Raw genomic sequence first — 14,316 nt, 5'->3', positions numbered from 1 at the left:
GACTCACGTCTTATTTTATTTCTCTTTTTTATTCCCTTACGTTTGTTTTTTTATTGAATTTAAGTAAGTTAATGAGTGAGATTGTAATGCGATTCATAAAATTAAAAAGTCAAAGTTGGGTTTTTATCTGGCTTGATTTTTTAATGAGGCGAGTGTCGTTTGGCTTTGCGTAATGAAGGGTATATTGATTTCTCTTTTAATGTCATCAAAGCAAGCCGTGTTCAATATGGCTCGCTTTTTTATCGCTCAATTTCTTAATTTTAATGATTTATTTAAATGTAATTATTGATTGGCTCAATCCTTATTCTCTCGCAACCAGTTAATGAAATGTCTTAGCGGCGTCGATAAATAACGACGGCTGGGATAATAGAGCCAGAACCCTTCTGCATAGCCAGTATATTCCGCGAGTACCTCCACTAACGTCCCTTCATCCAGGCTTTGTTCCACGGTAGCCTGGTGCAAAAAGGCGATCCCTGCACCTGCCAGCGCCGCCTGCAAAATACGTTCGTTATTATCCAGGACCAGCGTGCCGCTGACAGAGACTTCCTGTTTCCGTCCCTCCGTCCAAAACTCCCAACGATAACGACGGCCGCTGGGAAAGCGGCGCTCAATACAGGGAAATTTCAGTAGGGCATCTGGCGTTTGCGGTGCGCCGTAGCGCGCAATATAAGCAGGGCTTGCCACCGCCAGCGCGCGCATTGGCGGGCCGAAAGGCAGGGCAATCATGTCCTGCGCCAGTACATCGCCGTAGCGAATACCCGCGTCATATCCAGCATCAATGATATCTACCAGCGCATCGTTGCTGTCGATCTCAAGCGTAATCTCAGGATAGCGCTGCACAAACGGCAAAATCAGCGAGTCGAAGAACAAGGCTTCTGCCGAGCGCGGCATATTGAGCTTTAGGGTTCCACGCGGATCGCTGCGCCAGTCATTGAGTTCATCCACCGCCTGGGACAAGTCGAGTAAAGCGGGTTGAATGCGCTGGAGAAAACGTTCGCCCGCTTCGGTCAGCGCCACATTACGTGTAGTGCGATTTAACAGCCGCACGTCCAGGCGCTGCTCAAAATTGCGCATGGCGTGACTGAGTGCAGAAGGCGTGACATTTCGCTCCTCTGCAGCCTTACGAAAGCTGCGGTGCTGAGCGATAGCAGCGAACATTTCAAGTTCCTGAAGCGTGGCGCGATGATGGGTCATTGCTGAGTTTTACTCACTAAATCGGCAAGATAAGCACAATTGTTGCCGTGATTGTTGAGGGTTATAACATTAACACTGAACACAACGAGGAGAGAACCATGCAACAACGTCAATTGGGCAATCAGGGATTACGCGTATCAGCATTGGGTTTAGGCTGCATGGGGATGACGTTCGCTTATGGCCAAAATGATGCGCAGCAGGCACTAAACACGCTTAATCGTGCATTCGATCTGGGCGTGGATTTTCTCGATACCGCTGAAGTGTACGGGCCTTTTACCAATGAGGAACTGATCGCGAAAGCGATTAAAGGTCGGCATGGTCAGGTAAAAATCGCCACGAAGTTTGGTTTCCGCATTAATGAAGAGGGCGAGGGTTGGCAGCGCGTCACGGGCGTAAACAGCGATCCGGCACATATCCGCCGCGCAGTAGAAGGATCGTTACAGCGTTTAGGGGTGGAAACCATTGAGCTTCTTTATCAGCATCGCCTCGATCCCAACGTGCCGATTGAAGAGGTGGTAGGTGTGATGGCGGCGTTAGTGAAGGAGGGCAAAGTTCGCTATCTCGGGCTGTCAGAAATCTCTGCAGCGACCTTGCATCGTGCGCATGCGGTACATCCTATCTCAGCGGTACAAAGTGAATATTCGTTATGGACGCGCGACCCGGAGCAGGGAATTTTAGCGGCCTGTCGTCAGTTAAACATCGGATTCGTGCCTTACAGCCCACTCGGACGCGGTTTCCTGACGGGCAAGCTAAGTCACACATTCGCGGAAGATGATTTCCGTCGCGGTTTACCGCGTTTTCAGCAACAGGCGCAGGAGCATAACCAAAAGTTAGTTAATCAACTCACTAAAATGGCACAAGGTTATGATATTACTGCGGCACAAATGGCATTGGCGTGGGTATTAGCAAAAGGAGAAGATATTGTACCGATTCCGGGCGCCAGTAAAATTCATCATCTGGAAGATAACTGTGCGGCAGTCAATGTCAGGCTACAGGCGGCAGATGTAGCTCAACTCGATGCGCTCTTTGCCGCGCAGAACGTTCAGGGTGAACGCTATTCCCGCGCAGAAATGGGCCTGGTTGATAACCCATAATCTGCTCCTCATTAGTTAAAAAGCAGGTGCGTAATGCCCTGCTTTTTTTCGTCTCAACGGCGTTTTCTAGCTAAATCTGCTACAGAAGTTAACAATGTTGCTTTTTTGTAAACAGATTAACAATCAGGCGAAATCCTGCTATGCTGCCCCACGCGGAACCGGGCACCTTACCCTACTCACGGAATGCTTTGTCATCGGGGTGCACCGGAAACCCATACAATGAGAGCGAGGAGAAAGTCGTGCTAGAAGAATACCGTAAGCACGTTGCCGAGCGTGCAGCCCAGGGAATCGTAGCTAAGCCTTTAGATGCTTCCCAGATGGCCGCGCTGGTTGAACTGCTGAAAAGCCCGCCTGCGGGTGAAGATGAATTTTTGATCGATCTTTTGGTCAACCGTGTTCCACCCGGCGTCGATGAAGCGGCGTATGTAAAAGCGGGATTCCTGGCGGCCATCGCCAAGGGCGAAGCAACCTCTCCTCTGGTATCCCCTGAAAAAGCGGTTGAACTGCTCGGCACCATGCAAGGCGGTTACAACATTCATCCGCTGATTGAAGCTCTTGATGATGCCAAACTGGCACCTATCTCTGCGAAGGCGCTTTCTCGCACGCTGCTGATGTTTGACAGCTTCTACGATGTAGAAGAGAAAGCCAAAGCGGGCAATGAATATGCCAAACAGGTGATGCAATCCTGGGCAGACGCCGAGTGGTATCTGTCTCGTCCAGAGTTAGCAGAAAAAATCACTGTTACAGTTTTCAAAGTAACCGGTGAAACCAACACGGATGACCTCTCTCCAGCGCCGGATGCGTGGTCACGTCCAGACATCCCATTGCATGCTTTAGCGATGCTGAAAAATGCCCGTGAAGGCATTGAGCCAGATGAAGCAGGCAGTGTCGGCCCGATCAAACAGATCGAAGCGCTGCAAGCCAAAGGCTTCCCGCTGGCGTACGTCGGTGATGTTGTCGGTACCGGTTCATCACGTAAATCTGCCACCAACTCGGTGCTGTGGTTTATGGGTGACGACATCCCGAACGTGCCAAACAAGAAAGGCGGCGGCGTGGTATTGGGCAGCAAAATTGCGCCAATCTTCTTTAACACTATGGAAGATGCCGGTGCACTGCCAATCGAAGTCGACGTTAGCGACCTGAACATGGGTGATGTTATTGACATCTATCCGTTCAAAGGCGAAGTCCGCAACCATGAAACCGGCGATCTGCTCGCTAACTTTGAGCTGAAAACCGAAGTTCTGATTGACGAAGTCCGCGCCGGTGGCCGTATTCCGCTGATCATCGGTCGCGGCTTGACCAGCAAAGCGCGTGAGTCACTGGGCTTGCCGATCAGCAATGTCTTCCGCCAGGCGAAAGATGTGGCAGAAAGCAGCCGCGGTTACTCGCTGGCACAGAAGATGGTGGGTCGTGCATGCGGCACCGTCGGCATTCGCCCAGGCGCCTATTGCGAACCAAAAATGACTTCCGTCGGTTCTCAGGACACTACCGGTCCAATGACCCGTGATGAACTGAAAGATTTGGCGTGTCTTGGCTTCTCCACCGATCTGGTGATGCAGTCGTTCTGTCACACTGCGGCATATCCAAAGCCGGTTGACGTGAACACGCACCATACGCTGCCAGACTTCATCATGAACCGTGGCGGTGTGTCACTGCGTCCAGGCGACGGCGTGATTCACTCATGGCTGAACCGCATGCTGCTGCCAGATACGGTCGGCACCGGCGGTGATTCTCACACCCGTTTCCCAATCGGTATCTCTTTCCCGGCGGGTTCTGGTCTGGTGGCGTTTGCTGCTGCAACGGGCGTGATGCCGCTCGACATGCCGGAATCGGTGCTGGTGCGCTTCAAAGGTAAGATGGAGCCGGGCATCACGTTGCGCGATCTGGTGCATGCGATTCCGCTTTACGCCATCAAGCAAGGTTTGCTGACCGTTGAGAAGAAAGGGAAGAAAAACATCTTCTCTGGCCGCATCCTGGAAATTGAAGGCTTGCCAGATCTGAAAGTTGAGCAGGCATTCGAACTGACCGATGCGTCAGCAGAACGTTCTGCCGCAGGCTGTACCATCAAGCTGGATCAGGCACCGATCAAAGAGTACCTCAGCTCCAATATCGTGCTGCTGAAGTGGATGATTGCTGAAGGTTATGGCGATCGTCGTACGCTTGAGCGCCGTGTTGAAGGCATGCAGAAATGGTTGGACGATCCTCAGCTGCTTGAAGCCGATGCGGATGCAGAATATGCCGCCGTTATCGATATCGATCTGGCTGAGATCAAAGAGCCGATCCTGTGCGCACCGAACGATCCAGACGATGCTCGCTGGTTGTCTGACGTACAGGGCGAGAAGATCGATGAAGTCTTCATCGGTTCATGCATGACCAACATCGGTCACTTCCGCGCTGCCGGTAAACTGCTCGACAGTCACAAAGGTCAGTTGCCAACGCGTCTTTGGGTGGCTCCGCCAACCAAAATGGATGCCGCGCAGCTGACAGAAGAGGGCTATTACAGCGTCTTCGGTAAGAGCGGTGCACGTATCGAGATTCCAGGCTGTTCACTGTGTATGGGTAACCAGGCACGTGTAGCAGACGGCGCAACCGTGGTATCGACTTCAACCCGTAACTTCCCGAACCGTTTGGGAACCGGCGCGAATGTCTTCCTGGCGTCAGCGGAACTGGCTGCGGTCTCTTCTCTGTTAGGCAAGCTGCCTACGCCAGAAGAGTATCAGCAGTTCATGGCGCAGGTGGATAAGACTGCCACCGATACTTACCGCTACCTGAACTTCGATAAGCTGGATCAGTACACTGAGAAAGCCGACGGCGTGATTTTCCAGACCGCGGTTTAATCGACAAGCGATAGCAACAAGGGGCGATGATTCGCCCCTTTTTCTTTTCTGTTTACGCCATCATTTCCCGTAAAAAATGCAGCGTAGTTTCCTGTTCCAGCGCAGACAAGCGAGAAAAAAGCCGCTCCCGATCGGTGAGTTCGCCACAGCAATCCAAAAATTTTGATCGCCGCTCCGCCTCACTAAAAGGTTCAGCTTGCGTTCCTTTGGCCTGATAACGTGAATGGATGATTTCTCGACCTTCTTTTAGCGTCAGCGTCAGTATATGCGGTAAATCGCGCTGTTCTGCTTCCTGCTCTGGCGTCCAGGCGTCCATTTTTACCCGCAATAACAAGGGATTTTTTGCCTGATGCTTTACCGCCTCGGCAGTAAAATCGGCCACGCTTAATGCACCTCGCTGCAACATCACCGCCACGCAATAGGGCATGGAAAAGCGTGCCTGCATCTCATCTTCTGGCTGTGGATAGGCGAGGTTACGCCAGTTCGCAATGCCCACCTGACAATGTATCTGTTCAATATCATCCAACTGAAACTGCTGCTGCTGTTGCAGGTCGGCAATGGCGTCGAGAATGCGATGAGTAGAACCGCAGCAGGGATGTTTCTTTGGCATCACGCCGATGCTTTCAATTACATGCGGATCGCTGCTTTCCGGCAGCGTTGGCACCTGCAGCCTCCCATTGTAGAGTTCAGCAAACCCCATTGGGCATTCAATGATGTCCAGACGTCCGCTGATACCGGTGCTTGCCAGCGTTGCGGCGTCAACGGCGTTACGTGCCGCCATCCCGGCATGGAAGGGTTTTAATGGCGTACCGAACTGGCCTTTTACACCGCTAGCAAGGCTAACGGCAATGCTCAGCGAACGCGCAATCGCCACCGCATCGTGACCCATCAACGCCGCCACGCCCGCCGCGCTGCCAATGCAACCAACGGTTGAGGTGCCGTGCCAGCCTGCGGTGTAATGACCATATCCCACCGCATCGCCGATAAATGCCTGCGCCTGCAAGCCAATTAAATAGGCTTTGATCAGCGCTGATCCGCTGCACTTTTCAGCCAGTGCCACCGCGAGCAGCGCCGGCACTAAAACGGCAGAAGCGTGGCTCATCCCCGGCGCGAAGTTGTCGTCAAAGTCGATTGCATGCGCTGCGGTCGCGTTAATCAGTGCATCGACCGCCACGCTGCGGGCATCGGCAGTCCAGGCTTGTGCTACGGCGCGGGTAGAAAAATCGTCGCGCCCGGCAACCAGGCAGGCCAGCGTGTCGGTAATAGCCTCACGCGCCAGCTGCTGTGCGTGAGGCGAGAAGGCGGGCGGCTCGGCACACCAGCGCGCTAAAGTTTCGATCAACGTCATCAGTTATGCCTCGCTGGCAGCCAGAAACTGGCGCGTGTAAGGTTCATTAGCGGCACCGCGCCGTAACGTATCGGCGCTCAACTCTTCCAGCAGCTTGCCGTGATGCATAATGCCGACGCGTTGACACAAATGCGTCACTACCGCCAAATCGTGCGTCACCATCAGATAGGTTAATTGCCGCTGTTTTCGCATCACGCTGAGCAGGTTCAAAATTTCAGCCTGCACCGAGACATCCAGCGCCGAGGTCGGCTCATCCAGCAATAACACCGAAGGCTCAAGAATCAGCGCACGCGCAATCGCCACGCGCTGGCGTTGCCCACCCGAAAGCTGATGGGGATAGCGATAACGAAACGCATCTGACAGGCCCACTGCATTCAACACATCGCTGATGCGGGCTTCATGACGATCCATCCGATGCAGCTTCAAGGGTTCTCGCAGGCTGTTCCACACCATTTTGCGCGGATGCAGCGAGGCATAAGGATCCTGAAATACCATCTGAACCTGACGATAAAATGCTTTATCGCGCAGCGGCTGCTGCTCACGGTTATTGAACAGGATATGACCTTGGTAATCGTGATTAAGGCCGGCGAGGGCACGCAAAATGGTGGATTTCCCACAACCCGATTCGCCGATCAAACCATAACAATCGCCATGCGCCAGCGTGATGCTGACGTCATCGACTACCTGACGATATTGCGCACCTTTACCGAATGCGATGCTGAGATTAACCGTTTCGATACTGCGTTCAGTGCCTGGAATCGGGGTCATAGGGCAACTCCATCACGGAAACGGGGGCCATGTAACCAGGCAGGATCACGCCTGGGCACGCGAAGCAATTCAACGGGATGATGCAGTCGCGGCTGGCTGGCCAGCAATGCCTGCGTGTAAGGATGCTGGGCGTGTTCCAGCCGATCAGCGCGAATTTCTTCAACAATGCGTCCGGCGTACATCACCAGCACGCGATCGCAGAAACGTGAAACCAGATTGAGATCGTGGGTAATGAACAACAAACCGGTCTGACGTCGTGACAGCTGCTCATCCAAAATATGCAACACCTGCTGACGCACGGTAACGTCCAGCGCCGAGGTCGGTTCATCGGCAATAATCAAATCGGGTTCGGGGATCAGCATCATGGCAATCATCACGCGCTGTCCCATGCCGCCCGAAATTTCATGCGGGTAAAGCTGTGCGACTTTCTCCACTTCACGGATATGCACTGAAGCCAGCATTTCACGCGCCCGTGTCTGCGCTTCCTTTCGGCTCACGCGGCTGTGAATGCGCCAGGCTTCCGCCACCTGATCGCCAATGCGCATCAGCGGATTCAGAGAAAAACGCGGATCCTGCAAAATCATCGAAATGCGATTGCCACGAACCGTGCGCATTTTTCGCTCGCTGCTGTTGAGCAAATCAATGTCACCAAACTGCATTTTCGTCGCGCTTACCTGAGCGATTTTCGGGGTGAGTTTTAGCAGTGCGCGGCAGGTTTGTGATTTGCCGGAACCGGATTCACCGACGATCGCGACTTTTTCACGCCCGACTTGAAAACTGACGTCGCGTACCGCGTGATGATCTTCATGCGCGCCTTTGAAAACGATATTGAGATTCTCTACCTTCAGCAGTTGATTACTCATGGCGAATATCCATTACGTCGCGCAGGCCATCACCCAACAAATTGAAAGCCAGACTGGTGAAAAGGATGGCTAAACCGGGAATGGCGGCGATCCAACCGTTGTTCAGCATGAACTCACGACCTGAAGCCAGCATCGCGCCCCATTCCGGGCTGGGGGCTTGTGCGCCCAAACCGAGAAAGCCCAGCCCGGCGGCAGTGAGAATGATCGCCGCCATATTGAGCGTGACGCGCACCACCACCGAAGGCAGGCACATTGGAATGATGTGACGTACGATGATGTGCCACGAAGACGCACCTTGTAGCCGCACCGCCGCAATGTAATCCATCTTGCGGATTGCCAGCGTCTCGGCGCGTGCCAGGCGAGCAATCGGCGGCCACGCGGAGAGAGAAATGGCGATGATGGCGTTTTCGATGCCGGGGCCGAGTGCAGCGACAAACGCCAGCGCCAGAATCAGGCTGGGAAAGGCGAGAAAGATATCAACTAATCGCATCAACACCGTATCGACCCAGCCGCCCAGATAACCTGCGGCGGTGCCAATCAGCAGGCCGAGCGGCGTGATGATCAGAGCGGTGAGTGCAGCGATATACAAGGTAATGCGTGCACCGTAGAGCAGGCGGCTAAAGATATCGCGTCCCAGCTCATCGGTGCCCAACCAGTGCTGGGCATTGGGCGCTTGCAGGCGAAACGCCAGGTTCTGCGCGAAGATATCCTGCGTGGCCAGCCACGGCGCAAACAGCGCTGCCGCGATAATCACCAGCAATACCAGCAAACCAAACAGCGCGGAGTGGTTGGCGCAAAAACGGCGCCACTGGATCCAGCCGAGCTGAACCTGCGCCTGCAACGGAGAGTGTGGAGCCGGATCGCTCAGCCAGGCACGCAGGCCGCTCTGAGGACGGACTCGCAGGGTTTTATGGGCAGAATCGGTCATTGACCCTCCTGACGGGTTCGCGGATCGAAGATGCGATACAGCAGATCGCAGAGAATATTCAGGCCAACAAAGATCGCACCAATCAGCAGCGTGCAGCCGACCACCGCGTTCATGTCTCCCGCCAGCAGTGCATTCGTCAGGTAGCGGCCAAAACCGGGCCAGGCAAACACCGTTTCGGTCAGCACTGCGCCCTCCAGCAGCCAGGCCCAGGATAGCGCCACCACAGTGAGCGTCGGCACGGCGATATTGCGGAAGGCGTGGATCCAGACACAGCGCGACCACGACAACCCCTTGACGCGTGCGGTGATGATGTACTCCTGCGACAGCTGCTCAATCATAAAGCTGCGCGTCATACGGCTGATGTAGGCCAGCGCGCTCAGGCCAAGAATCGAGGCGGGCAAAATGATGTGGCCGAACACATTTTTGAATACCGCCCAGTTGCCGCTTAATGCGCTGTCGATCAGCCAGAATCCGGTCACCGGTTGCAAGTCAAACTCATAGAGAAAATCGATGCGTCCGGGCCCGCCGATCCAGCCCAAAGTGGCATAAAACAGCAGTAATCCCATTAAACCGAGCCAGAAATGAGGTGTGGAATAGCTTAATAAGCCAACGAAACGGATGAGATGATCGAACCACGAATTACGGTACATTGCGGCATAAACCCCCGCCGGAATGCCGAGTCCAACACCCAGGATCGCCGCCACGGTGGCCAGCTCCAACGTGGCCGGAAACACGCGGGCAATGTCTTCAGCCACGGGATGGCTGGTGGTCAACGCGGTACCAAAGTTGAAATGCAGCAGCTGCCAGACGTAATCGATAAATTGCTGCCACAGCGGTTGATCCAGCCCCAACTGATGAAACATCTTGTCGTAGGCTTCCTGACTGGCGTTATCACCAATCACTGCAACGACCGGATCGATCGGCAGCAGTCGGCCAATAAAGAAGGTTAATGCGGCCAGTCCCAGCAGGGTAAAAGCGATTGAAATTAGCCCCCGAAACAGGCGCCTGCAAAGGCGCCATAAGGGAGAGGGCGAGGTATTGATCGATGTGGGTGTGATCACCTGAGACATCTGTTACCTCCGTTACTTGCTTGCGTCACCGTACCAGACGCGGAAACCGTTCCAGGTCCAGTTCTTCACCACCGGACTGATCCCGGCGCTGTTGTACATCTGGAACATGATCGCCATCGGGCCTTTCTCCATCTGCTCACGTTGCAGATCGGCATACATCGCGCTGCGCTTGATGTCATCCGGTTCCAGCAAGGCGGCATTGACCTTTTGGTTCATCGTCGGGTCGTAGTAGGCAGCACGCCAGCTAGGATATTGCGTCGCGCGGGCTTCTTTGCGGTTGTCAGGATTGAACACTAAGCGCGAGGCGTTGCCGTAGGCATCGGGCACAGATGTTTGCCATGCCATCATCGCACTCTGGAATTCGCGGCCCCGCGCCCGGCTAAACAGTTGGGCGTTCGCCATGCGTTCAAGGGTTAACTTGACGCCGATCCTCGCGGCATTCTGCTGCACACTTTGCGCAATTGGCGCGGAGTGCGGCAGAGTGCCGAAGATCACCGACGCGCTGAAACCATTGGGATAACCGGCTTCGGTTAGCAGTTGTTTGGCTTTGTCGAGATCGAGTTTAAACGGTTGGCCCGCCTGTTCATCCAGCGCACCAAAGGCGCCAAGCTGCACGAAGCTGGCGTGAGGGACGCCAAGGTAGGGCATGACGCTTTTCGCCAGGCCGTCGTAATCGATCAGATAACGCATCGCCAGACGCACTTTTTCATTCTTGAAAATGGGATCTTCATTGTTGAAGGTCCAGAAAAAAAGCTGCGGTTTAAGGGCTTTTTCCACTTTGACCTGACCGCCTTCATCCAGCGTTTTAAGATCGTCAGCGGAGAGATCGCGAGCAATATCCACATCGCCTTTGGTTAATAACAGCCGCTGCGTGCCGGTTTCTGCAACGTGACGAATCAACACGCGTTTTAGTGCCGGCGCTTTGCCCCAATAATGGGGTGAAGCCTGAAGCACCACGCCTTCGCCCGCATTCCAGCGCATCATCTGATACGGCCCAACACAGGCGGTATGCGTAGAGAGATATTTATGCCCGAGATCGCCGTCCACCGCTTGCTGTTCGACCCATTTGCGATTGAGCAGCGAAGAGACGTTGTTGGCGGCAATCGCCTGAAGGAGAAGATTGGTGGGATAGGCTTTATCGAAGGCCATCACCAGCGTGTTGTCGTCAGGCGCGGTAATCAGGCTATCAACGTTTTCTTTGGTGAAACCGTACTCTTTAATCGCTGCGGCGTTGCCGTATCCGAGTTTCACCACGCGCTGCATTGACCAGGCCAGATCGCCTGCGGTGGCGGACGATCCATCGGCGAATTTCAGATTGTCCTGCAAGTGAAAGGTGATCGTTTTGCGATCGGCTGAAACATCCCAGGTTTTCGCCAGGTTTGGCACCAGCTCTTTTTCATCGCTCAGCTTAAAATCCACTAACGTGTCGCAGGTATTCGCGTAGATTTCACTGGTCACCACTTCGCCAATTTGGGCCGGATCCCAGGTGCTAATGGCGTCAATGTTCCACGCCATCACCAGTGAATCGGGCGGGGTAGCAGCCTGAAGCGGCGCGCAGCAGGCCCCAGCCAACGCTAACGCGACGGTAATCTGTATTGCTTTCATTATTCTCTCCAGAGGATTACAGGTTATCCGGGCGTGGCTGAATCGGTGGCTTAACGTCGGGTGGAATCGGGCAGTGATAAGGCTTTTCACTGATCTGTTCGAAATGCGCTTTTTTCACCTGAGCCAACAGCACTTTGTCTGTCAGCACATCAACTGCGGTCGCCGCCATGACTTTGGCTACATGCGTCAGGCCTTTGTGCGCGGCGGGCATTTTGCCTTGCGCAGTCAGTTGCCATGAATGGCCCGGCGTGCCAATGGCCATGGTCGGCACATGCGCCTGCACGGTCGGAATCACCCAACTGACGTCACCAACGTCGGTCGAGCCAATCATCACTTCACCCTGTGTATCGAGAGGAATGATGTAATCGCTGAGCGGCTTAGGATTAGCCGGTTTCACGCCGGTTTTGCGGTAGCAGCTGTCGATCTCTTCGGGCGACAAGGTCGCTTGAATGTCGGCCGCAAAAGCGAGGTCGGCTTGGTCGAAAGCCACCGGCCCAAGCGCCTCAAGATTGCGCTGCATCGCTTCTTCCAATGGACGGTTGCCCAACAGGTTGGACACCGCGCTCATGATGCTGATCTCCACTTTAGTGTCAGTCATCATCGCCGCACCTTGCGCCACGCGTTTGACGCGTTCGTTAAGATCAAACATGGCGTGAACATCGCGTGAGCGAATGGCATAGCGCACCGCAGCTTTCGCCTGCACCACGTTGGGTGCGATACCACCAGAATCGAGCATGGCGTAGTGAATACGCGAATCCTGTGGCACGTGTTCACGCAGATACTGCACGCCAACGTTCATCAGTTCGACACCATCTAACGCGCTGCGGCCCAAATGCGGCGAGGCGGCGGCGTGAGAAGAACGGCCAGTGAAGAAAAAGTCCATGCGGGTATTCGCCAGTGACAGCGGTTTTGCCACCTCATGATGAGCGCTAGGGTGCCAGGTAATCGCTACATCAACGCCGTCAAATGCGCCAGCGCGCGCCATAAAGGATTTAGCTGCACCGCCTTCTTCCGCGGGACATCCGTAGTAGCGTACGCGGCCAGGGAGGCCGGTTTCTTCCAACCAGGCTTTCATCGCAGTGGCGGCCAGCATGGCGGCTGAACCCAATAAGTTGTGACCGCAGCCATGGCCGTTGCCGTTGCCTGGCAAGGGTGAATAGGACGCTACGCCTGCCGCCTGACTCAATCCGGGCAACGCATCATATTCACCCAAGAAAGCGATGATCGGCCCGCCATCGCCCGCTTCACCCATCACGGCAGTGGGAATATCCGCAACGTTTTCGGTCACACGGAATCCTTGCTGTTTTAGCATCGCGGTATGCTCAGCGACCGAGCGGTATTCGGTATAACAAATCTCTGGCATACCCCAGACCCGATCGCTGAGTGCACAAAAAGTTGCTTGGTGTTCTTCAACCCACTTCCAGACTAACGCTTTGTTTTCCATTGCAATCCCCAGATTGGTTGATCCGCACAGCGGCAGACGCTTTCACGTCTCTGTGTCGTCAGCATGGGCGAACAGGTTGGCAAAAGGCCAATGAGCAATTCACACAACCCATTCCAAAATTGCATAGTTTTCATTCACGCCGCAGTAGCGGGTTGAAGTTGCTGTACCCGATCCCACAGCAATTCCGCCTGCGGGTTCTGTAACACCGGTTGTCGATAGAGGCGGATCGCCAGCGACATATCCCAGCGGCTGTCGTCTGCGCGTACCAGCATGCCGCTGGCCAGTTCCTGATGAATCAGGCTGAGCGGCAGCCAGGCGACGCCGCCACCTGCCAGCACCATCGCTTTCAAATTCACCGACATACCGTTTTCGTATACCGCTTCCAATGGCAAAGGACGTTCACTCAGCATTTGTGCCAGCGCATGGGCAAAAAAGGAGTGTTGTCCGTAGCTGATCCACGGAATCGGTCCGCCATGCGGATCAACCGGATAGAGCGGCTTGCCGCTGCTGTCGGGACGACAAACAGCAATGGCGCGCTCACGTCCCAGTTGCACCATCGGATAAGGCGCGAGCTGATGGATCAGCGACACGGCATCATGGGCATAAGTCAGGAGAAAATCGGTTTCACCGCTGTGAAGCGTGGCGATATGCTCAATAAAACTCGGTTTCGAATTGCACATACGAATGTAGCCCAGCTGTTGTTTCAAATTGAGCCGCTGAATCCAGTCAGGAAAAAAGGTCAGCGAAAGGGTATTCAGCATGGCAAAACGCAGCACCGCAGTACGTGAACGAAAGCGTTGATGTAAATCGTTACGCAGATGCGTCATGGAGAATACCGTTTCCCTGGCGGTAGCAAGAAAGATTTGCCCCTCTGGGGTTAAGGTCACCGGATAGGTTTTGCGATTAAACAGCGGCACGCCAAGCCACTCTTCTAATTGCCGTATCCGACGACTCAGGGCGGATTGAGTAATGTGACGCTCATCGGCAGCGCGGGTAAAACTGTTACTGCGGGCAACGCTGAGAAAATCTTCAAACCATTTCAATTCCATAGCAGGGACCTCTTTGGATGAATGGGAAAGCAACGTCTGCGGGATTACACACTTTGTTACACGCAAGAAACGCGCCAGACTTTCATCAAGGGAAAAACGCTGCAAAGGGCGCTGTG

Annotated in this window: 11 protein-coding genes; 2 read left to right on the top strand and 9 right to left on the bottom strand. The window is 54.3% G+C overall.

Annotated features, from left to right (window positions below; all coding sequences use genetic code 11):
- Positions 1–294: 294 nt before the first annotated feature.
- Positions 295–1,194: a LysR family transcriptional regulator gene (locus tag MUG06_RS10650; RefSeq protein WP_243078582.1), complete on the bottom strand. Its 900-nt coding sequence runs from the start codon at positions 1,192–1,194 to the stop codon at positions 295–297.
- Between the two features lie 98 nt (positions 1,195–1,292).
- Between MUG06_RS10650 and MUG06_RS10645 the strand changes: the two genes are divergently transcribed.
- Positions 1,293–2,288 carry an aldo/keto reductase gene (locus tag MUG06_RS10645; protein ID WP_243078581.1) on the top strand — a complete coding sequence of 332 codons (996 nt, stop codon included), beginning with the start codon at positions 1,293–1,295 and terminating at the stop codon, positions 2,286–2,288.
- 239 nt (positions 2,289–2,527) lie between these two features.
- Entirely contained in the window at positions 2,528–5,125 is a 2,598-nt protein-coding gene (acnB, locus tag MUG06_RS10640) for a bifunctional aconitate hydratase 2/2-methylisocitrate dehydratase (protein WP_215847611.1), read from the top strand.
- Positions 5,126–5,177: 52 nt separating this feature from the next.
- Here acnB and MUG06_RS10635 read toward each other — a convergent pair whose 3' ends face one another.
- The 8 genes from MUG06_RS10635 to MUG06_RS10600 all read right to left on the bottom strand — a co-directional run bounded on the left by MUG06_RS10635 (position 5,178) and on the right by MUG06_RS10600 (position 14,200).
- Positions 5,178–6,473, bottom strand: coding sequence for an MmgE/PrpD family protein (locus MUG06_RS10635; protein WP_243078580.1), 1,296 nt, complete (start codon positions 6,471–6,473; stop codon positions 5,178–5,180).
- Positions 6,474–6,476: 3 nt separating this feature from the next.
- On the bottom strand, positions 6,477–7,241 hold the full coding sequence (locus MUG06_RS10630; RefSeq protein ID WP_215847609.1) for an ABC transporter ATP-binding protein: 765 nt from the start codon (positions 7,239–7,241) through the stop codon (positions 6,477–6,479).
- Positions 7,238–8,104: an ABC transporter ATP-binding protein gene (locus tag MUG06_RS10625; RefSeq protein ID WP_215847608.1), complete on the bottom strand. Its 867-nt coding sequence runs from the start codon at positions 8,102–8,104 to the stop codon at positions 7,238–7,240. Before MUG06_RS10625 ends, MUG06_RS10630 begins: the two co-directional genes overlap by 4 nt.
- Complete coding sequence (locus MUG06_RS10620; protein ID WP_215847607.1) at positions 8,097–9,032, bottom strand: ABC transporter permease; 936 nt, start codon at positions 9,030–9,032, stop codon at positions 8,097–8,099. Before MUG06_RS10620 ends, MUG06_RS10625 begins: the two co-directional genes overlap by 8 nt.
- Positions 9,029–10,102: an ABC transporter permease gene (locus tag MUG06_RS10615; RefSeq protein ID WP_243078579.1), complete on the bottom strand. Its 1,074-nt coding sequence runs from the start codon at positions 10,100–10,102 to the stop codon at positions 9,029–9,031. Before MUG06_RS10615 ends, MUG06_RS10620 begins: the two co-directional genes overlap by 4 nt.
- A gap of 12 nt (positions 10,103–10,114) precedes the next feature.
- Positions 10,115–11,707, bottom strand: coding sequence for an ABC transporter substrate-binding protein (locus MUG06_RS10610; RefSeq protein WP_243078578.1), 1,593 nt, complete (start codon positions 11,705–11,707; stop codon positions 10,115–10,117).
- A 16-nt stretch (positions 11,708–11,723) separates the two neighbouring features.
- Positions 11,724–13,151, bottom strand: coding sequence for a M20 family metallopeptidase (locus MUG06_RS10605; protein WP_243078577.1), 1,428 nt, complete (start codon positions 13,149–13,151; stop codon positions 11,724–11,726).
- A gap of 134 nt (positions 13,152–13,285) precedes the next feature.
- Positions 13,286–14,200, bottom strand: a complete 915-nt coding sequence (locus MUG06_RS10600; RefSeq protein WP_243078576.1) for a LysR family transcriptional regulator — start codon at positions 14,198–14,200, stop codon at positions 13,286–13,288.
- Positions 14,201–14,316 lie beyond the last annotated feature (116 nt).

The sequence above is a fragment of the Pantoea sp. MQR6 genome (assembly GCF_022761075.1).
Taxonomy (GTDB): domain Bacteria; phylum Pseudomonadota; class Gammaproteobacteria; order Enterobacterales; family Enterobacteriaceae; genus Pantoea; species Pantoea phytostimulans.
This window is presented reverse-complemented; position numbering and strand designations above follow the sequence as displayed.